This window comes from Peribacillus sp. FSL M8-0224, assembly GCF_038003055.1.
In the GTDB taxonomy this organism is placed as follows: Bacteria; Bacillota; Bacilli; order Bacillales; family DSM-1321; genus Peribacillus; species Peribacillus frigoritolerans.
In genome coordinates this window covers 5,288,795-5,310,000 of the sequence record NZ_JBBOOJ010000001.1, presented here as the reverse complement: position 1 = coordinate 5,310,000, position 21,206 = coordinate 5,288,795, and the positions used below count along the sequence as shown (strand labels likewise).

The window sequence follows — 21,206 nt, the reverse complement described above, 5'->3', positions numbered from 1 at the left end:
TTCTTCTATATATAATTCACGATTAATCCCTAAATTGATAATTTGCCCACTATCCATCACCTTTACGACCGGTCTTGTTTGCGAGCCGGCATCAATGAAAATGATTTCAGCGATGAATCCATTGTTCAGTTTGACCCGGCTTCCTATGGAAAAATTAGCGAAGCTTGATAACAAGGTTTTAACTACCGCAATATCAAATTTACCAAAGTCATCATGGAAGATCATTTCCAATACCTTAAACGGTGACTGTTTCTTTCTATATGCCCTTTCGGAAGTCATGGCGTGAAATACATCTGCAACAGCAATGATTTTTGAAAATAAGTTCATGGGCTTTGTTTTCAATCTTTTGGGATAACCCGTTCCATCTAACCTTCCATGATGCTCTAGAACGGCTACCCTCACACTATCCTTAATGATGGAACTATCCTTTATCATCTTGTAGCTGAAAATGGGATGGGCATGTATCTCCTTATAATCATCTGCCGTCAGGCTTTCCCTTTTATTTAATAATCTTGGTGGCAGCTTTGCCATCCCGCAATCTGCCAGACATCCGCCAATTGCAGCTTGATAGACATCAGCCCTATTGCATTTCATTTTAAATGCAATATATCCTCCTATCAATCCAATGGAAATAGCATGATGAAATACATATTCTTCTTTATTGCAATAGTGGTGCAGCATCAAAATGTTTTCTGGTTCCTCTAAAGCCTTGTCCATAAGGGGAATCATGATTAAACGGATCATGGCCACTTCGACTTTACTGCCCGCCTGCCAATTTTTAAATAATCGTTTATATGTTTGTACTGACTTAAGGATACAAATCAGTAAAATCCGATGACTTTCCCCTTTCTTGCAATTCTGGATCGATTACTTCTTTCGGCAAAAATTTCTTTCCATCAATCAAAGTTTTTTCAACGCTTACCTCTGTTATTAAAAAAGCTTGCAATGCCTCAATTAATTGCGTGGTCAATATTGTTTTTTCATACATTATGGGGCGATTCGAAAGACCTCTAATCTCTTTAGAGATGATGCAGCCTTCAATTAAATAGTGAGTTTTCACTAGCAAAACGTTTCACCTCGGAAGTATTAATGAGTATCAGTTTACTTGAAAAACATGGTGAAAACTATCTTTTTTTTATGATTAAATACCTAAAAAAAAGCGATTTATCAGGAAATCCCTTCGAGGCAAACGAGTCTTTTTACCCAAACCCAAACACTCTGATATCACTTTGAAACCGAGCTAATGCAAAAAAGACCCAGCTTTATTGCTGGGTCTACAGTTTTTTTACGGTTTATACAATTTGAGCGTTGCCTACGGATACTCCCGCTTTCTCATTGTTTTAAAAATAATCAAAGGGAATTTCAAAAGGGGTTCGGAATTTTAATTCCGAACCCCTTTTTCAGGAAAAGATTATTCTTCCGTATCTTTTTCAGTTTCTTCATTTTCTTCATTTACAGTAGGTTCAGGATCAGAATCCGGATCTAGAGTTGTTACCGCCTCTATATCCATGTCTTTTTCTTCTTCTTCTTCCCTTCCTACGATGGCCACCGTAGAAACATATTCATTATCTGCGGATTCGAGTCGGATGAGCTTAACACCCTGTGTATTACGGCCCGTTTTAGAAATGCCTTCGACTTCCATTCGGATCAATACACCAGCTGCTGTAATCAGCATCAAATCTTCATCTTCACCCGTAACTGTTTTCACGGCTATAAGTTCACCATTTTTCTCAGTGACATTACATGTTTTTATTCCTTTGCCTCCACGGCTTTGAATACGGTATTCTTCCGCAGAGGTCCTTTTTCCATAACCGTTTTTCGTAACGATCAGGACTTCTTCATCATCTTCAAGAATTTCCATTCCGACAACTTCATCATTCGTCCCTAAGGAAATCCCTTTTACTCCTGCTGCAGTACGTCCCATTGTCCGTACATCCGTCTCAGGGAAACGAATCATCATTCCGGACTTCGTTCCAATTATGATCTGTTTCTCTCCATTCGTAAGTCGGACAGAGATCAATTCATCATCTTCACGTAAACCTAGGGCAATTAAACCGTTATTACGGATATTTGCAAAAGATGATAAAGGTGTACGCTTTGATATACCATGTCTGGTCGTGAAGAATAAATACCAATCGTCCGCAAATTCCTTCACAGGTATGATTGCGTTGACCCACTCGCCTTTATCGACTTCCAACAAGTTGATAAGCGGCAATCCTTTTGCTGTCCTGCCATATTCAGGTATTTCATATCCTTTTGAACGATAGACTTTACCTTTGTTGGTAAAGAATAATAGAGTGTCATGAGTCGAAGTGGTTAACAAGTGACCGACAAAGTCATCTGTATTCGTTCCCATACCCTGTATTCCGCGCCCCCCGCGTTTTTGACTGCGGTATGTGGTTGCAGGCAAGCGTTTAATATAACCGTTATGCGTAAGTGTCACGATTATATTTTCCTCTGGGATTAAATCTTCATCTTCCAGGCTTTCAAAGCCGGCTAATGTGATTTCAGTTCTCCGTTTATCATCAAAACGTTCTTTAATTTCAAGAAGCTCTTCACGGATAATTTCAAGAACCTTTTCCTCATCAGCAAGAATCGCTTTATATTCTGCAATTATAGCCATTAATGCCTGATATTCATCTTCGATTTTTTCACGTTCCAAACCTGTCAAGCGCTGTAAACGCATATCCAGGATAGCTTGCGCCTGTTTTTCGGAAAGTGAGAATTGTGTCATTAAGCCTTCACGGGCAATATCTGTCGTTTGGGAACTGCGGATCAACGAAATGACTGCATCCAAATTATCAAGTGCAATACGCAAACCTTCTAAAATATGGGCACGGGCCTCCGCTTTCCGCAGTTCAAATTCAGTCCTGCGCCGTATGACTACCTGCTGATGCTCCAAGTAGTAGCGCAGGCATTGTTTTAAATTCAGCACCTTTGGCTGACCGTCCACCAAAGCAAGCAGATTGATTCCGAAGGTGGTCTGCATCGCGGTATGCTTATACAGGTTGTTTAAAAGGACATTCGCATTAACATCCTTTCGAAGTTCCATGACAATACGCATGCCATTGCGATCCGATTCATCCCGTAAGTCGGTGATGCCTTCGATTTTCTTATCTCGGGCAAGTTCTGCAATTTTTTCAATCAATCTTGCTTTATTCACTTGATAAGGGATTTCCTTAACAAGGATTACCTGTTTACCATTCGGTTTCTCTTCAATCTCGACTTTCGCCCGTTGAATGATTGACCCTTTACCGGTTTCATAGGCCTTTCTGATTCCGCTTCTCCCTAAAATCAAACCGGCTGTCGGAAAGTCCGGACCAGGAATATATTCCATCAACTCTGGAATTGTAATTTCAGGATTCTTGCTTAAAGCCAATACGCCGTCAATTACCTCACCTAATTGATGGGGCGGAATATTGGTTGCCATTCCTACCGCTATTCCTGATGAACCATTCACCAACAAGTTCGGGAAACGGGCAGGCATGACGGCTGGTTCTCTTTCTGAACCATCGTAGTTATCCTGGAAATTGACCGTATCTTTATTTAAGTCCCGGAGTAACTCCATCGAGATTTTCGACATTCTCGCTTCGGTGTACCTCATTGCGGCAGCTTGGTCACCATCTACCGAACCGAAATTCCCATGTCCATCCACAAGCATATAGCGATAGTTAAAAGGTTGCGCCATCCGTACCATTGTTTCATATACTGCCGAATCACCATGCGGGTGATATTTACCGATAACTTCCCCGACAATACGGGCTGATTTCTTAAATGGTTTATCCGAAGTCATTCCAAGATCGTTCATTGCATAAAGAATTCTTCGGTGTACCGGTTTCAAACCGTCCCTTACATCAGGCAAAGCCCGCGACACGATAACGCTCATCGCATAATCCAAAAACGATGTCCGCATCTCGGTACTTATATTTATTTCTTTAACACCTGATCTTTCATTTTCTGACATGGAGCCAACCTCCTATTAAAAGCTTATATCTCATTTAAGTTTAACTGTTCGTGCACTATGTAAAGAACAGGATGTAAAAAGCATCCTGTCAAAAATCAGATATCAAGATTTTTTACATAAATTGCATTTTCTTCAATGAAGTTACGTCGCGGTTCCACCTTGTCGCCCATCAGCATCTCGAAAGTTTCATCAGCCTCGGCGGCATCTTTCAAACTGACTTGAAGCAGCGTTCTCGTTTCTGGGTTCATGGTCGTTTCCCACAATTGCTCCGGATTCATTTCCCCCAGCCCTTTATAACGCTGCAGGTTAGGCTTTGGAGTACTTGGCAAACTTGCCATGATTTCTTCAAGCTCGCGGTCATTATAAGCATAATCCACTTTTTTCCCTTGCTGAATCTTGAAAAGTGGCGGCTGAGCAATATATATATATCCATACTCGATGATTTTTCGCATATACCGGTAGAAGAATGTCAACATCAGTGTTCTGATATGGGCACCATCCACATCCGCATCGGTCATGATAACTATTTTATGGTATCTAGCTTTTTCAGTATTGAATTCATCACCAATCCCTGTTCCAAGTGCTGTGATGATCGTTCCTATTTCTTCATTATGCAGGATTCTGTCCAATCGCGCTTTTTCAACATTAAGGATTTTACCCCTTAGCGGCAAGATAGCTTGGAAATGGCGGTCCCGCCCTTGTTTTGCCGATCCTCCCGCAGAGTTTCCTTCAACGATGTATAATTCGCTGATACTCGGGTCCTTAGAAGAACAATCTGCCAATTTACCTGGTAGATTGGATACTTCCAAAGCACTTTTCCTCCGGGTCAATTCACGTGCTTTCTTCGCTGCCAATCGGGCTCTCGCTGCCATTTGCCCTTTATCTACAATTTTTCGGGCCACGGCAGGATTTTCGTATAAGAAGGCATCAAGTCGTTCCGAAAGAATGGAATCAGTAACCGTTCTTACCTCAGAGTTTCCGAGTTTGGTTTTCGTCTGACCTTCAAATTGTGGATCAGGATGCTTAATCGAAATGATTGCCGTTAAACCTTCCCGGACATCTTCACCTGAGAAATTGGCATCAGCTTCTTTTAAAAGACCATTTTTCCGTGCATAATCATTGATGACACGGGTCAAAGCAGTCTTGAATCCTGATTCATGTGTACCGCCTTCATAGGTATGGATATTATTGGCAAAAGAAAAGACATTACTGATATAACTGTCATTATATTGCAAAGCCAATTCAACGGAAATTCCATCTTTCTCGCCTTCCATGAAAATCGGTTCCTCATGCAATACCTCTTTAGAACGGTTCAAATGCTCAACATAAGATTTGATACCGCCCTCATAGTGGAACTCCCTGATTTTTTCTTCTTCTTCACGTTTATCTTCAATGATCAGCTTCAACCCTTTATTCAGGAATGCAAGCTCACGGATTCGTGTGGCTAATGTATCGAAGTCATATTCCAGGGTATCCGTGAAGATTTCACCATCAGGAATGAAGTGTACAGTCGTTCCGGTATGATCGGTTTCCCCGATGATTTTCAAATCTTCTTTTGGGATACCGCGGTTAAATTGCTGATAATGGATTTTACCTTCACGATGAACGTAAACTTCCAATACCGTGGATAAGGCATTAACTACTGATGCCCCCACACCATGCAGACCGCCGGAGACCTTATAACCTCCGCCACCAAATTTACCGCCCGCATGAAGGACCGTCATGATTACTTCTACAGCTGGGCGTCCCATTTTTTCATGGATCCCCACAGGAATTCCCCGACCATTATCGACTACGGTTATGCTATTGTCTTCTTCGATCGTCACTTTGATTTCCGTACAGAAACCGGCTAGTGCCTCATCAATACTATTATCGACAATTTCCCAAACAAGATGGTGAAGTCCTTTTGCAGAGGTAGTGCCGATATACATCCCCGGACGTTTACGAACTGCTTCTAAGCCTTCTAAAACCTGTATCTGATTCTCATCGTATGCCTGAGCTTGTACTTCTTTTTGTTCCATTGTCATACGTATCACCTACACTTTTCTTTTGGCATTATCAATTTTAAGGAGTAATTATAACGTTTAGCTACAATTCAAAGAATATCTATATCATCGATTAAGAGCGATGGCTGCAGTGAACGCTTTTTCAAAGTGGACGACGCAAGCGGTGAATAATATACCTGTTTGTCCGTCACTACAATCGATTTAACCGAGTTTTTTGCTAAATGGGAAGTTACATCAGATTTTTTCTCCAAAAATTCACTCATGATTGGAGAGGCCTGGAGCAGCTTCTTATCTAAAATGGCTATGACATCGTCCGTTTTCACAAGAATGTCTTCACCAATATGGAGATACATACATTCACCTCATCATTTAACCTTTTTTATACTTCCTTGACTAACATAAAAGGTGGACGCTTCTCTTAGGGTTTGATGATCGATTCCATCAACGGAGGGTGTCGTCACGAATGTTTGCACTTTCCCTTGTATCGTATTCAGTAAATGGGATTGACGGAAATCGTCAAGTTCCGATAACACATCATCCAATAATAAAATGGGATACTCGCCGATTTCTTCATGGATCAGCTCAATTTCGGCAAGTTTCAAAGACAGGGCCGTTGTGCGCTGTTGTCCTTGTGAACCGTATGTCTGGACATCACGGTCATTCACAAAAAAAACCAGGTCGTCACGATGAGGACCTACCAGTGTTACACCCCGTTCAATTTCCCTTGTTTTTATTTTATCAAATTTTTCTGTGTATACTTCTATCATTTTCGTCAAATCCATAGATTCTGATACATCAAGCGACGGTTTATATTGGATTTTCAATACTTCTAGATTTCTGGAGATCCCCGAATGAATCGGCTCTGCCCATTGCTGGAGCTTTAAAAGAAACTCGTATCTTCTTTCGACAATTTTCGCTGCATACTGAATAAATTGGTCGGTCAGCACGTCAAGCATCGTCGTATCCGTTTGTTTCCGGGTCTGCAGAAGCTTTAAGTAATGATTTCTTTGTTGAAGTATTTTATGATATTGGCTCATATCATGAAGGTATACGGGAGAAACCTGGCCAATTTCCATATCTATAAAACGGCGTCTGACTAGAGGACTTCCCTTTACAAGGTTTAGATCCTCAGGCGCAAACATGACCACATTCATATTTCCGACATATTGACTCAACTTTCTTTGTTCAATATGGTTGCACTTCGCCTTTTTCCCTTTTTTTGAAATGGTCAGCTCAAGTGGTATTGAGGTATTTCTCTTTCTAACTCTTCCCTCTATTTTAGCATACTCTTCATCCCAGCGAATAAGTTCTTTATCATTTGAGGTGCGATGAGATTTTGCCATTGCTAAAACGAAAATAGATTCCATGACGTTTGTTTTTCCTTGAGCATTTTCGCCGAGGATTACATTGACTTTATTCTCAAAAGTCAGATTCAATTCGGTATAGTTGCGGTAATTTTTCAAACTTATATTTTCAATATACATATTCCGCTCTTCCCTTATGTTTTAGCTTGTAATTGTGTAGGTGCCAAATCCAGGAATCTCTATTTTATCACCTGATCTTAATTTTCTGCCTCTTCTCACGTCTAATTCGCCATTAATGTAAACTTCGTATTCACTTAAGAACCATTTCGCCATTCCGCCGCTTTGGATTAAATCGGCCAATTTCAGGAATTGTCCAAGCGTAATATATTCAGTATTGATTTTTATGGAGTCCATTTCATGCCTCACTCATTTCTAAGTAGTCTTTAATATTTCATTTTACTAAATTAATCCCATTAAGACAAAGTATAGCTTTTTCAGTTCTTATTTTTAACGATTCAGCGTTCCGTACATCATTTAAAAAACGCCAAAAACCCTTTGGAAATCTATCTTTAAATATAAAAAAATTAAAGACCTGCTACACAAGCCTTTAATTTTTTTGAAATATTATTTTAGCTTAGTAAGTTCTTACCGGGAGAATTAATTGCAGCATGGAATCGTCATGTAGCGGACGAATGACAAACGGACGCATTGCACCTGTGAAATTAATTTTTATATCGGAACCTTCCAATGCCTTTAGAGCATCCATTACAAATTTGGCACTGAATGAGATCTTCAGGTCTTCACCTTCAATGGCTTCTGCCTGAACTTCCTCAATTACTTTACCAATTTCAGGAGTATTGGAAGAGACTTCGATTATACGGCCTTCCAGGGTTGTCAATTTAACGACATTATTTCTTCCTTCTCTGGCCAATAAAGAAGCCCTGTCGATCGCTTGAAGGAAATCCTTGGTGTGAACAGTCACATCGGTTTTGCTATCTGATGGAATCAATCGTGATGTATCGGGATAATTGCCTTCAAGAAGTCTTGAGAAGAATAATAAATTTTCAGCTTTGAAAAGTACTTGGTTTTCGGTGATGACGATTTCAATGAGTTCATTTGTATCATCAAGGATTTTACTTAACTCATTCAGACTTTTACCTGGGATGACAACGCTATAGGTCCCGTTAATTTTATTTTCTATTTTGGCTGTTCTCATTGCAAGCCTATGACTATCTGTTGCAATACAGGTCAATTCGTCATCTTGAACCTTCAAGTTTACACCTGTTAAGATGGGGCGTGTTTCTGACGTGGACACTGCAAAGCCAGTTTGGCGGATAAGGGTCTTTAAAAGGTCCGTTGGAAGTTTGAAAATATTTTCTTCTGCAATGATCGGAAGATGCGGATATTCCTCAGGATCCAGTCCATTTAGATTAAATTCAGCTTTACCCGAGCGAATAATCGTTTGAAAGTTATTCTCCACTTCAATTTCTACAGTATCCATCGGCAGCTTTTTGACAATTTCACTGAAAAAACGGGCATTCAGGACAATACCGCCGCTGCTTTTAACTTCAACAATCTCATCACCGTCAACCTCAGCGGGAATGAATGATTGGATGGAAATATCTGAATCACTACCTGTTAGAGTGACCCCCTCACTAGTAACGCTTATCTTTATCCCTGTTAGGATCGGAATCGTCGTTCTTGATGTGACTGCTTTCATTACTTCTTGGACACTATGAACTAATCGATCTCTTTGGATTATAAATCTCATGTTTCATCCTCCAATTTTTTTATTGCCGAATAGGCATATTTATTAATAATTTTTATTAAAAAAGATAGTAGTAATAGTAGTAGGTCCTGTTGATATGTGGATAAGTCCACTCAACCTAAGGAAAAACAGTCTATCCACATGTGGACAGACTGTGTGTAAGTAGTCGCCAGTTATTCACATTATCCAGAATCCATTATACCCTCAGCTGGTCCTGGATTTCTTTAACCTGACGTTGAAGCTGGGTGTCCGTTTGCATGAGTTTAGAGATTTTTTCATGCGCATGGATGACGGTCGTATGATCGCGGCCTCCAAATTCATCACCTATCTTGGGCAGGGAAGAGTCCGTCAATTCCCTGGAAAGATACATGGCAATCTGTCTTGGAAAGGCCACGGATTTAGTCCGTTTTTTCGCCTTGAAATCCTCAAGTTTGACACTATAATGTTCACCGACCGTCTTCTGGATTTCCAAGATGGTGATTATTTTAGGTTTTGAGCTAGGAATGATGTCTTTTAATGCTTCAGCTGCCAAATCGGCATTTATATCTTTATTGATCAATGAAGAATAAGCGACGACACGAATAAGTGCACCCTCAAGCTCACGAATATTGGAATCGATTTGGTTGGCTATATAGAGCATGACTTCGTTCGGGATATCAAGACCCTCAGCTTTTGCCTTTTTACGCAATATGGCAATCCGCGTTTCCAGATCAGGCGGCGTGATATCCGTGATCAAGCCCCACTCAAACCTTGAACGGAGGCGATCCTCTAGTGTAGGTATCTCTTTTGGCGGGCGGTCACTCGAGATGACGATCTGTTTGCTTTCTTCATGCAGCGCATTGAATGTATGGAAAAACTCTTCTTGAGTTTGTTCTTTTCCCGCAAGAAATTGAATATCATCAATTAATAAAACATCCACGCTTCGGTATCTATCACGGAATTCCCCAGCTTTATTGTCCCGGATCGAGTTGATGAATTCATTCGTGAACTTTTCAGACGATAAATAAACGACCTTCGCATTCGGATTATGCTCTAGAACATAATGCCCGATTGCATGCATTAAATGAGTTTTTCCAAGGCCGACGCCCCCATATATGAATAAGGGATTATAGGCTTTGGCAGGAGCTTCTGCGACAGCGAGAGACGCGGCATGGGCAAAACGATTGCCGGAGCCGATGACAAATGTATCGAATGTATTTTTCGCATTAAGCATATGCTGTGGAAATGCAGCATGCTCTTTATCCTGTTTTTTTATCTTTTTAGGCTGAACAGGAACGGCAAAATCATCATCTTCTTGATTGGGGGGAATGATGAATTTTGCTTCCAATTCCTCACCGGTAAGTTCAAACAATACATCGGAAATAAGATGGGAATAGCGTTCTTCAAGCCAATCCCTGGCAAATTCATTGGGAGCGGTGACTGTTAATGTATCACCTTGCAGTAAATAAGCCTTGGTTGATTTAAGCCAAGTTTCAAAGCTTGGTTTACTGATTTTCTTTTCGATTTTTCCGAGCGCCTGGTTCCAGAGGCTATCGATGTTATCCAAACTTATCCCTCCTTTGCAAAAAAAATTTTAATCATTTTATTTAAATGTATAGGCACAAATAAACTCATCGATTGCCGTCTTCATATTAATTTTGACAGCAAAGGTTCGGTGAGCTGTATTAAGGAATTTTTGTGTTGTGTAATGTGAAGTGCCCAAAACTATATCTTGCGCTGTACAACCTTTGTACAGACTACATCTGGTGAGCCAGTGTAGATTTGAATGTTTATTCATCAACAGGTATTTTAAGAAATATATAATAAAGAAGAAAAAAGGGTTTTCGACAATATCCACCATCTGTGGACAGATTAATATACACAGGTCGGATAAACTATCCACAAGTTATTCACAGTCTGTGGATAAACGTTACCTGTTGATAAAGTTATTCAGAGTGAAAACACAAATATAATATCAGAAATTCAGGCGTCTTGCAATGGGTTAGAAAACTTTATCCACAACTTACCGAGCTTGTGGGAAAAACTTTTCCACAGGCCATTGTTATGTGCAAAAGTCTCTAAAATGAGATGTGGATAGAAAAAAACATGTCGAATTTTATCCACAGACGGTGATTATAGGCTCGAATTAATCTGATATGAACCAGGTGTTCAAGCCGGAAGACCTCCATGGGGAAAGATCGAAAGTGATTCAGGGTCATTCTTATAATTTGTCGAATGTTGTGTCGGAAAGGAGGATTACTTGCGAATCTCATATTCGTGCTCATGGATAAAATGATGGAAATTTCCCTTTCCCCAAAAATTTCTATATCAGTTCGGGGCAAAATCATTTACAATAGGCTAGGTAGTAAAAAAAGGCCTACTGGACATTGAGCATTAAAAAAGAAATTTTTTATGGATGAGGTTGACAAGTAGAAACCTCCATCTATATAATTGTAAAGACTGTCTTTAACTGTTATTCCTCAGGGAGGTGTCATATAATGAAAAGAACTTATCAACCGAATAACCGCAAACATAGTAAAGTTCACGGTTTCCGTGCACGTATGAGCACGAAAAACGGACGTAGAGTAATCGCTGCACGTCGCCGTAAGGGCAGAAAAGTATTATCTGCATAGACCACTGAAAAGTCTCAGTGGTCTTTTTTCGCAAAATAAGGGATTTACTGAGACTCAATTCATGTAATGAAGGTGTAAAAATGAAAAAAAAGTTAAGGATTAAGAAAGAGGATGAATTTCAGCTTGTGTTTAAAAAAGGTGAATCTTCTGCTAATCGGCAATTCGTTGTCTATGTCCTTGAAAAGCCGGGTCAGGATCATTTTAGGATCGGCCTTTCTGTCAGTAAAAAAATCGGGAACGCCGTTGTAAGGAACCAAATCAAAAGATACATACGGCAAGCGTTTTTGGAATTGAAAGAAGATATAGAAGAGGGTAAGGATTATATTGTGATTGCTCGAAAACCAGCGGCGGAGATGGACTTTTTCCAGGTGAAAAGCAGCTTGATTCATGTCCTGAAGCGTTCTAAATCACTAAACTTTAAAATGAAAAAACAATAAAGTCCCCTTAATATCGAATAAGCACTCCTCGTATCATATTGTTACTTGAGTAAGATGACATAGAAAATTCCGATTGTAACTGTGGTAAAAGTGGATTACTTTTCCTTGAAATCTTCTTATAAACAGTTCACAATTGTTTCAAAAAAGATTGATTGCAGTTAGGAGGAAATTACGGTTGAAAAAACGAATATTACTCATTATTGGACTAGCCTCGATAATGATGCTGTTGGCAGGGTGTACGGAAATTAAAGAACCTATTACTGCGGATAGTGAAGGTTTTTGGAATTCATACATTGTCTATCCATTATCAGCCCTGATCATCTGGCTTTCTGAAGCATTCGGCGAGAACTATGGTTTGGGAATCATCGGCGTTACACTAATCATTCGCCTGGCATTACTTCCATTAATGATCAAACAGGTGAAAAGCTCGAAAGCCATGCAGGCCATTCAGCCTGAAATGAAAGAACTTCAAGCTAAATACAGCTCAAAAGATGCTGCCACACAACAAAAACTACAGCAAGAAACAATGGCTCTATTTTCGAAATATAATGTGAATCCATTGGCGGGATGTTTGCCGATATTGGTGCAAATGCCGATTTTGATCGGATTTTACCATGCAATCAGCCGTACGGAAGAAATTGCTTTACATAGTTTTCTTTGGTTTGATTTAGGTTCCCCGGATCCTTATTATATTTTACCGGTCGTTGCAGGTATCACGACTTTCATCCAGCAAAAGATGTCCATGGTTGGAATGAACTCCAACCCACAAATGGCTGCACAAATGACGATGATGCTTTACATCATGCCAATCATGATTGTTGTATTTGCTATTAATTTCCCCGCTGCTCTTTCTCTTTACTGGGTAGTTGGTAACATCTTTGGTATCGTGCAAACATATTTCATCAAAGGTCCGGATCTTAGAAAAGCAGCTGCGGAAAACGCGGGAGGGGCAAAGAAAAAGTGAAAAAAGTGACTGCTACAGGACAATCTGTCGAAGAAGCAGTAAATTTAGCTTTAGCTCAATTGAACAGCACGAAGGATCGCGTGGAAATTGAAGTAGAAGATGAAGGCAAAAAAGGGTTTTTTGGTTTATTTGGTGCAAGGAAGGCAATCGTCCATGTTACATTGCCTCCGGATCCCATTGAAGAGACACTTGGATTTTTGAAGAATGTCTGCGTCGAAATGGAAGTCAATGCACAAATAGACGTCACCCGTAAAGGTAAGAACGTAACATTCCATTTATCAGGTGATAAAATTGCATTATTGATTGGAAAAAGGGGTCAAACACTAAATTCACTTCAGTATTTAGCACAGCTGGTAGCTAATCGATATTCGAAGCAGTTTTTGAATATTACCGTAGATGCAGAAGATTATCGAAGCCGCCGCAATGACACCTTAATCCAATTGGCTGAAAGAATGGCAAATAAAGCCACGAAAACAGGTAAAGCTGTTTCATTGGAGCCGATGCCATCCTATGAACGTAAGGTCATCCATAATGCTCTCCTGGATTATCCAAAAATAAAAACAACCTCAAGTGGGACGGAGCCATATCGTCACTTGGTCATTACTCCACTAAAATGAACCTTCTGCTTTTAAGCAGGGGTTCTTTTTTTTAGGCATTGTATGTCGAATATTTTTTTTGCGAATTTTCCATTCAACAATAAGTGACAAACTTTTTATATTTTCTTGATCCGTAAAGGGGATGGAAGAAAATGAAGCGGGCGATATTTGTTATTCACATGTGGATAAGTTAAAATGGTTGTTACAGAATATGGATTAATGGCGTGTGGATAACTCTTGGAAGGAAGGAGTATCTACTTTTTTTCATGAATATACTGTGGTATTGTAGTAATTTAGGGATTCGACGATTTTATTATCAGAAAAAAATAGAACCATCAATATATAAGAGGTGAAAGCATGGAATTCGATACAATCACCGCTATCTCTACTCCCTTAGGGGAAGGGGCAATCGCCATCGTTAGAATCAGCGGTGATGAGGCCATAGAAATAGCCGATAGGATCTTTAAAGGACCAGGTGGAAAAGGATTGCTTGAAGTGAAATCACATACGATTCATTATGGCCACCTTATCCAGCCTAAAACAGGTGAAATCATAGAGGAAGTCATGGTTTCGGTCATGATGGGTCCAAAGACATTTACAAGGGAAGATGTAGTTGAAATAAATTGTCACGGTGGAATCGTTTCGGTCAATCGGGTACTGCAGCTTATTCTCTCACAAGGTGCTCGTTTAGCGGAACCTGGTGAATTTACGAAACGGGCCTTTTTGAATGGCAGGATCGATCTTTCCCAAGCTGAGGCCGTTATGGATTTAATCCGTGCCAAAACGGATAAAGCCATGAATGTTGCATTAGGTCAAATGGAAGGCCGGCTTTCGAAATTAATCCAAAATCTGCGTCAGGAAATTTTACAGACCCTCGCTCAAGTCGAGGTAAATATAGATTATCCGGAATATGATGATGTCGAAGAAATGACGCATCGTTTATTTTTGGAAAAAGGCAGTTATGTGAAGAATGAAATAGAGAAACTGCTTCACACGGCCCAACAGGGGAAAATCCTTCGGGATGGGCTTGCGACCGTTATCATAGGTCGTCCTAATGTCGGAAAATCTTCATTGCTTAACAGCTTAGTTCATGAAAACAAAGCGATCGTCACTGATATTCCAGGTACAACACGTGATGTTATTGAAGAGTATGTCAATGTTCGCGGTGTACCGCTTAAACTTGTCGATACAGCAGGAATTCGCGAAACGGAAGATATCGTTGAACGAATTGGAGTTGAACGGTCTCGTGCAGTATTAAAAGAAGCGGATTTAATATTGCTTGTATTGAACTATTCCGATGATTTCACTACTGAAGATGAGAAACTATTCCAAGCGGTTGAGGGAATGGATGTTATCGTTATCATCAATAAAACAGACCTTCCACAAAAAATCGATATGGCAAAGGTTAAGGAAAAGGCGGCATCCCATAAAGTTGTTACGACTTCATTACTGGAAGATCGAGGGGTCGATGAATTGGAAGAAGCGATCGCTTCTTTATTTTTCGAAGGTTCTTTAGAAACGGGAGACCTGACCTATGTTTCCAATGCAAGGCATATAGCTTTGCTGGGACAGGCATTACAGGCAATCGAAGATGCAATTGATGCTATTGAAATGGGTACACCGGTTGATTTGGTTCAAATCGATTTCACGAAAGCATGGGAGTTACTTGGAGAAATCATTGGCGAAAGCGTTCAGGATAATTTGATCAACCAATTGTTCTCTCAATTTTGTTTAGGAAAATAAACGTAAAAGGAGGAAAAGGATATGCAATACGAAGCAGGTAGCTATGATGTCATTGTTATTGGTGCCGGTCATGCTGGCAGTGAAGCAGGCCTTGCAGCTGCAAGAGTCGGAGCTAAAACGTTGATGATCACCATTAACTTGGATATGGTCGCCTTTATGCCATGCAATCCCTCCGTCGGCGGGCCGGCAAAAGGGATAGTCGTTAGGGAAATTGACGCTTTAGGCGGGGAAATGGGAAGAAATATCGACAAGACCCATATTCAAATGAGGATGCTCAATACGGCAAAAGGTCCGGCCGTTCGTGCTCTACGGGCGCAGGCAGATAAATTTCTTTATCAGCAAGAAATGAAAAAGACGATAGAAGACCAAGAAAATTTGACATTGATTCAAGGAATGGTAGAGGAATTAATTGTTGAAAACGACGTATGTACGGGTGTCATCACTAAAACAGGTGCGGTGTACCGTGCGAAAACTGTCGTAATCACGACGGGAACATATTTACGCGGTGAAATCATTTTAGGGGAACTGAAATATTCAAGCGGCCCTAATAATCAGCAGCCCTCCATCAGGCTTTCCGAACACTTGGAGCAGTTAGGATTTGATTTGGTCCGTTTTAAAACAGGAACGCCTCCACGTGTGAATAGTTCTTCTATAGACTACAGCAAAACGGAAATTCAGCCTGGCGATGAAGTGCCTCGTGCCTTTTCTTATGAAACAACAAAGTTCATAACGGATCAATTGCCATGCTGGTTAACGTATACGAATGAGGGTACACATCAGCTCATTGATGAGAATCTACACCGTTCACCAATGTATTCCGGAATGATTAAAGGAACCGGACCGCGTTATTGTCCATCGATAGAAGATAAAGTCGTTCGTTTTAATGATAAACCACGGCATCAAATCTTCTTGGAACCTGAAGGTCGCAATACAAAGGAAGTTTATGTGCAAGGTTTATCCACCAGTCTGCCTGAAGATGTGCAAGTGAAAATCCTGCAAACAATTCCGGGACTTGAAAAAGCGGAAATGATGCGTGCTGGATATGCAATTGAATATGATGCCATCGTTCCTACGCAGCTATGGCCTACACTTGAAACGAAGAAAATCAAAAATCTATATACTGCTGGCCAAATTAACGGGACATCCGGCTATGAAGAAGCAGCAGGACAAGGATTGATGGCCGGTATTAATGCAGGATTGAATGCAATGGGTAAGGAAGAACTGATTTTAAGCCGTTCGGATGCCTATATTGGTGTTCTCATTGATGACCTTGTAACGAAAGGCACGAATGAACCATACCGATTGCTGACTTCACGTGCAGAATATCGTTTATTATTGCGTCATGATAATGCCGATCTACGCTTAACGGAAATTGGATTCAATATCGGAATGATCAAAGAAGAACGCTACAAACGTTTCCTTATGAAAAAAGAAGCGGTTGAAATGGAAAAGGAACGATTGAAATCAAACTTCATCAAACCGACCAAAGAGGTGCAAGAAGTCATTACTGCAAGTGGCGGCAGTGAGTTAAAGGATGGAATCCGTGCCTCCGATTTATTGAAAAGGCCTGAAATGGATTATTCCCATATTCAGAAGTTGGCGCCAAGTGATGTCGAACTGAGTGAAGAAGTGACGGAACAGGTCGAAATCCAGATCAAGTATGAAGGATATATCGAAAAATCCTTGCAGCAAGTCGATCGCCTGAAAAAAATGGAGAACAAAAAGATTCCAGAGAATATCGATTATGATGCAATTTCTGGTCTTGCAACGGAAGCACGTCAAAAATTAAAGCAGGTCCACCCGCTATCAGTAGCTCAGGCTTCAAGAATTTCCGGTGTGAATCCCGCTGATGTTTCCATTCTGCTTGTTTATTTGGAACAAGGTAAGATTGCCAGAGTGTCTCAGTAACGGAAATACCCGAAAAGGATTGAAAAAATATGAATATTGAACAGTTCCAACAAGCACTGCTGGAGAAAGGGATCGAGCTTTCTCCTCAACAGCTTGATCAGTTTGACACATATTATCGATTATTGGTGGAATGGAACGAAAAGATGAACTTAACAGCCATCACAGATAAAGAAGAAGTTTATCTTAAGCATTTTTATGATTCAATCAGTGCAGCCTTCTATTTTGACTTTAACGAATCCTATCGAATTTGCGATGTTGGGGCTGGAGCTGGATTTCCGAGTATTCCATTGAAGATATGTTTCCCTGATATCCACGTCTCGATTGTGGATTCCTTGAATAAGCGAATTTCTTTTTTGAATCACCTTGCGGATTCATTGCAATTAAAGGGAGTATCTTTTTATCATGACCGGGCGGAAACCTTCGCCCAAAAACCGGAGCATCGCGAATCCTATGATATTGTCATGGCGAGGGCGGTAGCCAGGATGTCGGTTTTAAGTGAACTATGTTTGCCGCTTGTTAAACTGGATGGGACGTTCATTGCCATGAAAGCGGCTAGTGCACAAGATGAAATGGACACAGGGAAGAAGGCCATTTTTACATTAGGCGGAGAAATCGAAGAAATTCATCCTTTCACATTGCCAGAGGAAAATAGTGAAAGAAACATCATTACTGTAAAAAAAGTGAAGAAGACTCCAAAAAAATACCCAAGAAAACCAGGGACACCGAATAAGCAGCCTATTGAATAACCTCTGTACGATGAGTATGATTTCATAGTAAGAGCAGAGGATTCAGATATATATGGCTGGTACTTGCCCTTATTTTCTTTTACTATAAATGTATGACCTTATTATTTTCACTTAATACTGCATTTGCCAACAAGAAGGCATTTTCGGTACAGGTTAAGACGTGTGCCCTTAGCTGGCTGATTCAGGGAAATAATTTTGGGAAAGCCGGCCGATATTTATAAAAACTGGCCGTCGACCCTCATTATTGCCTTGATGGCGCCAGTCGACATGTTTTTTACAGTGAAGGGCCATATGTATAACCATGTCGGGAAATGTATGCAGGACTTGTCCTTTAAATAGAGAATATGTTATTTGGGAGTTTTAAAAGGTGGTGTAGGAAGATGAAGCATCCTTTTTCGCGGTTCTTTGGGTTTGGCGAAAAAGAAGAAGAGCAACTAGAGATGGAGACACCTAGCAATAATAATGAAGAAATAAGAAAAATTTCCATTTCTGACATTGTGCCTAATCGATTTCAACCAAGGACCGTTTTTAATGACGATAAAATTGCCGAATTGGCTCAAACGATCCATACACATGGGATCATTCAACCAATTGTAGTAAGGGCTTATGGTCAGGGAAAATATGAAATCATTGCAGGTGAGCGTCGTTTCCGGGCCATGCAAAAGCTTGGCTGGGAATTGGCACCTGCTATAATCAAAGATTTCACCGATACAGAAACGGCTTCCGTTGCGCTGATAGAAAACTTACAGCGTGAAGAACTGACACCGATTGAAGAAGCTTTGGCTTACGGAAAACTATTGGAGCTGCATAGTTTAACCCAAGAAGCCCTGGCACAAAGACTGGGAATCGGTCAATCTACCGTGGCGAATAAGCTGCGGCTGCTTAAGCTGCCGCAGGAGGTTCAGGATGCACTTCTTCAAAAGCAAATTACGGAACGCCATGCCCGCTCGTTGATACCGTTAAAGAGTCCTGAAAAGCAGTTAAAACTGCTTTTGGAAATCATCGAAAAAGGGTTAAACGTCAAGCAGACCGAAGAGCAGGTCGTCAAGCTCTTAACGGGTACTGTGCAGAAGCCGAAACCTAAGCGAAAAGCGTTTAGTAAAGACATGAGGATTGCCGTGAATACCATCCGCCAATCACTCAGTATGGTTACAGACAATGGAATAAATCTGGATGCAGAGGAAGAAGAATTCGAGGAGTATTATCAGTTCACGATTAAAATACCCAAGAAAAAAACTTGATTCCCCATCCTTAGCCCGCTTGGTAGTCTCCGATTACCAAGCTTTTTTTATTTTCTCTCCAAAACTGGCATTTTCCACTTTTAAAACATTCAACTTTTCCTGGATTTTTAATGCTTTTAGATGTATTTCAAATTTTAAGAGGAATTTCAGAAAACGATTTCTTCCAGTAACATTCATGATAAAATAGAAAGAAATAATTGGATTCACGGTAAAAATCAATAGATATAGCGTCATGAAGATAGTTGAAAGCGGGTGAATTCGTGGGTAAGATTCTCGCCATTGCCAATCAAAAGGGCGGTGTTGGAAAAACGACAACTTCTGTCAGTTTAAGTGCTTGTCTTGCATACATTGGACAGAAAGTCTTAATGGTCGATATTGACCCGCAGGGAAATGCGACAAGCGGTGCAGGTATTGACAAAGCAGATGTGGAACAATGTATTTATGATGTATTGGTTGATGATGTTGAGGCCAGTACCGTTATCATGGAAACAAAGGTAGAAAACCTATATGCTATACCTGCGACAATCCAACTTGCGGGTGCAGAAATTGAACTTGTTCCAACCATCTCAAGGGAAGTCCGATTAAAAAGGGCGTTAGAAGAGGTGCAAAGCCAGTATGATTACATTGTGATTGACTGCCCTCCATCATTGGGTTTGCTGACGCTTAATGCCTTAACGGCCGCCGATGCTGTTTTGATCCCGGTACAATGTGAATATTATGCATTGGAGGGTTTGAGTCAACTATTGAATACGGTCCGCCTCGTCCAAAAGCATTTGAACCATGATTTGAAAATCGAGGGTGTGCTATTGACGATGTTGGACGCAAGAACAAATTTAGGTCTCCAGGTCATAGAAGAAGTCAAAAAATACTTTCAGGATAAAGTCTACCAAACCATCATTCCCCGCAATGTCCGTTTGAGTGAAGCACCGAGCCATGGAGAACCGATAATTATATATGATCCAAAGTCACGAGGGGCGGAGGTCTATCTAGAATTGGCAAAGGAAGTGGTATCAAATGGCTAAAGGGCTTGGCAAAGGACTTAACGCACTACTTTTCAACGGTGGGGAGATCAGTAAAGATGAAATCGTGCGCGAAATCAAATTAAGGGAATTAAGGCCAAATCCTTATCAGCCCCGAAAGAGCTTTCGGCTAGAAGCTATAGAGGAATTAAAGCAATCCATCATGGAGCATGGGATATTACAGCCGATTATTGCCCGGAAAAGTATTAAGGGATATGAAATCGTGGCTGGGGAAAGGCGTTATCGTGCTGCCAAGGAAGCTGGCTTAGAGACAGTTCCAGTCGTTGTGAGGGAATTGAGTGAACAGCAGATGATGGAACTGGCCATTTTGGAAAACCTGCAACGGGAAGATTTGAATCCGATCGAGGAGGCTGCCGCTTATCAAACGCTTCTTGAAAAATTGGAATTCACCCAGGAGCAGTTGGCCAACCGGCTGGGAAAAAGCAGACCCCATATTGCCAACCATGTTAGATTACTATCTTTGCCTGAAGGAATTAGGAGATATATCTCCGATGGGGAAATTTCCATGGGACATGGCCGGGCATTGCTGGGTTTAAAGAAAAAAGAGATGCTCAAGCCGGTAGCGGATAAAATCCTCAAGGAAGGTATGAATGTCAGACAGCTAGAGCAGTATATACATCAATTGAATGATACCGTTTCACGTGAAACCAAACCTAAGAAACAAGAGAAAAAAGATATCTTCATAAAGCAAAGGGAGACAAGTCTGCGTGAAAGACTAGGAACGAGCGTAACGATAAAACAAAGCAAGAAAAAAGGAAAAATAGAAATAGAATTCTTTTCAAAAGAAGATTTAGAGAGAATTTTGAACTTGATCGATCAAGAGAACCTTTCCTCTTAGATCCCCTTATGAAAAGATCATGAAGACTTATGCAGAAAA

General features: G+C 40.6%; 19 protein-coding genes (1 of these 19 cut by a window edge). 10 read left to right on the top strand and 9 right to left on the bottom strand.

Going from position 1 to position 21,206, the window contains the following annotated elements:
- The 9 genes from MKX49_RS25820 to dnaA form a co-directional block, all read right to left on the bottom strand.
- A protein-coding gene (locus MKX49_RS25820) for an HD-GYP domain-containing protein (protein WP_340878620.1) crosses the window boundary here: on the bottom strand, positions 1-744 show its 5' portion. It extends 9 nt beyond the left edge of the window; 744 of the gene's 753 nt are visible here — the first part of the coding sequence; it begins with the start codon at positions 742-744; its stop codon lies off the left edge, out of view.
- Positions 745-808: 64 nt separating this feature from the next.
- Positions 809-1,066, bottom strand: a complete 258-nt coding sequence (locus MKX49_RS25815; protein ID WP_340878246.1) for a hypothetical protein — start codon at positions 1,064-1,066, stop codon at positions 809-811.
- Between the two features lie 345 nt (positions 1,067-1,411).
- Positions 1,412-3,964, bottom strand: coding sequence for a DNA gyrase subunit A (gyrA, locus tag MKX49_RS25810; RefSeq protein WP_048687939.1), 2,553 nt, complete (start codon positions 3,962-3,964; stop codon positions 1,412-1,414).
- A 95-nt stretch (positions 3,965-4,059) separates the two neighbouring features.
- Positions 4,060-5,985 (bottom strand): DNA topoisomerase (ATP-hydrolyzing) subunit B, encoded by a 1,926-nt coding sequence (gyrB, locus tag MKX49_RS25805; protein WP_034316251.1) that lies wholly within the window; start codon positions 5,983-5,985, stop codon positions 4,060-4,062.
- 74 nt (positions 5,986-6,059) lie between these two features.
- Positions 6,060-6,323: an extracellular matrix regulator RemB gene (gene remB / locus MKX49_RS25800; RefSeq protein WP_034316197.1), complete on the bottom strand. Its 264-nt coding sequence runs from the start codon at positions 6,321-6,323 to the stop codon at positions 6,060-6,062.
- 12 nt (positions 6,324-6,335) lie between these two features.
- Positions 6,336-7,454: a DNA replication/repair protein RecF gene (recF, locus tag MKX49_RS25795; RefSeq protein ID WP_048687943.1), complete on the bottom strand. Its 1,119-nt coding sequence runs from the start codon at positions 7,452-7,454 to the stop codon at positions 6,336-6,338.
- A gap of 21 nt (positions 7,455-7,475) precedes the next feature.
- A complete protein-coding gene (yaaA, locus tag MKX49_RS25790; protein WP_034316192.1) occupies positions 7,476-7,688 on the bottom strand; it encodes a S4 domain-containing protein YaaA in 213 nt (70 codons plus the stop codon).
- Between the two features lie 220 nt (positions 7,689-7,908).
- Positions 7,909-9,045: a DNA polymerase III subunit beta gene (gene dnaN / locus MKX49_RS25785; protein WP_054398443.1), complete on the bottom strand. Its 1,137-nt coding sequence runs from the start codon at positions 9,043-9,045 to the stop codon at positions 7,909-7,911.
- A 193-nt stretch (positions 9,046-9,238) separates the two neighbouring features.
- Complete coding sequence (dnaA, locus tag MKX49_RS25780; RefSeq protein WP_034316187.1) at positions 9,239-10,588, bottom strand: chromosomal replication initiator protein DnaA; 1,350 nt, start codon at positions 10,586-10,588, stop codon at positions 9,239-9,241.
- Positions 10,589-11,519: 931 nt separating this feature from the next.
- Here dnaA and rpmH point away from each other — a divergent pair.
- From rpmH to MKX49_RS25730, 10 genes are all read left to right on the top strand, one after another.
- Positions 11,520-11,654, top strand: a complete 135-nt coding sequence (gene rpmH / locus MKX49_RS25775; protein ID WP_034316183.1) for a 50S ribosomal protein L34 — start codon at positions 11,520-11,522, stop codon at positions 11,652-11,654.
- 80 nt (positions 11,655-11,734) lie between these two features.
- Positions 11,735-12,091, top strand: a complete 357-nt coding sequence (gene rnpA / locus MKX49_RS25770; RefSeq protein ID WP_048687950.1) for a ribonuclease P protein component — start codon at positions 11,735-11,737, stop codon at positions 12,089-12,091.
- Positions 12,092-12,266: 175 nt separating this feature from the next.
- Positions 12,267-13,055, top strand: a complete 789-nt coding sequence (gene spoIIIJ / locus MKX49_RS25765) for a YidC family membrane integrase SpoIIIJ (protein ID WP_048687953.1) — start codon at positions 12,267-12,269, stop codon at positions 13,053-13,055.
- On the top strand, positions 13,052-13,672 hold the full coding sequence (gene jag / locus MKX49_RS25760) for an RNA-binding cell elongation regulator Jag/EloR (RefSeq protein ID WP_048687956.1): 621 nt from the start codon (positions 13,052-13,054) through the stop codon (positions 13,670-13,672). Before spoIIIJ ends, jag begins: the two co-directional genes overlap by 4 nt.
- Positions 13,673-14,008: 336 nt before the next feature.
- Positions 14,009-15,394 (top strand): tRNA uridine-5-carboxymethylaminomethyl(34) synthesis GTPase MnmE, encoded by a 1,386-nt coding sequence (mnmE, locus tag MKX49_RS25755; protein WP_063595544.1) that lies wholly within the window; start codon positions 14,009-14,011, stop codon positions 15,392-15,394.
- 21 nt (positions 15,395-15,415) lie between these two features.
- Positions 15,416-17,302, top strand: a complete 1,887-nt coding sequence (gene mnmG, locus MKX49_RS25750) for a tRNA uridine-5-carboxymethylaminomethyl(34) synthesis enzyme MnmG (RefSeq protein WP_034316172.1) — start codon at positions 15,416-15,418, stop codon at positions 17,300-17,302.
- Between the two features lie 29 nt (positions 17,303-17,331).
- Entirely contained in the window at positions 17,332-18,048 is a 717-nt protein-coding gene (gene rsmG, locus MKX49_RS25745) for a 16S rRNA (guanine(527)-N(7))-methyltransferase RsmG (protein ID WP_034316171.1), read from the top strand.
- 380 nt (positions 18,049-18,428) lie between these two features.
- A complete protein-coding gene (noc, locus tag MKX49_RS25740; protein WP_034316169.1) occupies positions 18,429-19,289 on the top strand; it encodes a nucleoid occlusion protein in 861 nt (286 codons plus the stop codon).
- Between the two features lie 260 nt (positions 19,290-19,549).
- Positions 19,550-20,311, top strand: a complete 762-nt coding sequence (locus MKX49_RS25735; protein WP_034316249.1) for a ParA family protein — start codon at positions 19,550-19,552, stop codon at positions 20,309-20,311.
- Positions 20,304-21,167 carry a ParB/RepB/Spo0J family partition protein gene (locus tag MKX49_RS25730; protein WP_340878245.1) on the top strand — a complete coding sequence of 288 codons (864 nt, stop codon included), beginning with the start codon at positions 20,304-20,306 and terminating at the stop codon, positions 21,165-21,167. The genes MKX49_RS25735 and MKX49_RS25730 overlap by 8 nt, the downstream gene beginning before the upstream one ends.
- Positions 21,168-21,206: the final 39 nt, after the last annotated feature.

What these genes read in the sequence shown, in the direction of transcription:
- gyrA (WP_048687939.1), bottom strand. Translation starts at nt 3,964, where the DNA reads ATGTCAGAAAATGAAAGATCAGGTGTTAAAGAAATAAATATAAGTACC.
- gyrB (WP_034316251.1), bottom strand. Translation starts at nt 5,985, where the DNA reads ATGGAACAAAAAGAAGTACAAGCTCAGGCATACGATGAGAATCAGATA.
- remB (WP_034316197.1), bottom strand. Translation starts at nt 6,323, where the DNA reads ATGTATCTCCATATTGGTGAAGACATTCTTGTGAAAACGGACGATGTC.
- recF (WP_048687943.1), bottom strand. Translation starts at nt 7,454, where the DNA reads ATGTATATTGAAAATATAAGTTTGAAAAATTACCGCAACTATACCGAA.
- yaaA (WP_034316192.1), bottom strand. Translation starts at nt 7,688, where the DNA reads ATGGACTCCATAAAAATCAATACTGAATATATTACGCTTGGACAATTC.
- dnaN (WP_054398443.1), bottom strand. Translation starts at nt 9,045, where the DNA reads ATGAGATTTATAATCCAAAGAGATCGATTAGTTCATAGTGTCCAAGAA.
- rpmH (WP_034316183.1), top strand. Translation starts at nt 11,520, where the DNA reads ATGAAAAGAACTTATCAACCGAATAACCGCAAACATAGTAAAGTTCAC.
- rnpA (WP_048687950.1), top strand. Translation starts at nt 11,735, where the DNA reads ATGAAAAAAAAGTTAAGGATTAAGAAAGAGGATGAATTTCAGCTTGTG.
- mnmE (WP_063595544.1), top strand. Translation starts at nt 14,009, where the DNA reads ATGGAATTCGATACAATCACCGCTATCTCTACTCCCTTAGGGGAAGGG.
- mnmG (WP_034316172.1), top strand. Translation starts at nt 15,416, where the DNA reads ATGCAATACGAAGCAGGTAGCTATGATGTCATTGTTATTGGTGCCGGT.
- rsmG (WP_034316171.1), top strand. Translation starts at nt 17,332, where the DNA reads ATGAATATTGAACAGTTCCAACAAGCACTGCTGGAGAAAGGGATCGAG.
- noc (WP_034316169.1), top strand. Translation starts at nt 18,429, where the DNA reads ATGAAGCATCCTTTTTCGCGGTTCTTTGGGTTTGGCGAAAAAGAAGAA.
- MKX49_RS25730 (WP_340878245.1), top strand. Translation starts at nt 20,304, where the DNA reads ATGGCTAAAGGGCTTGGCAAAGGACTTAACGCACTACTTTTCAACGGT.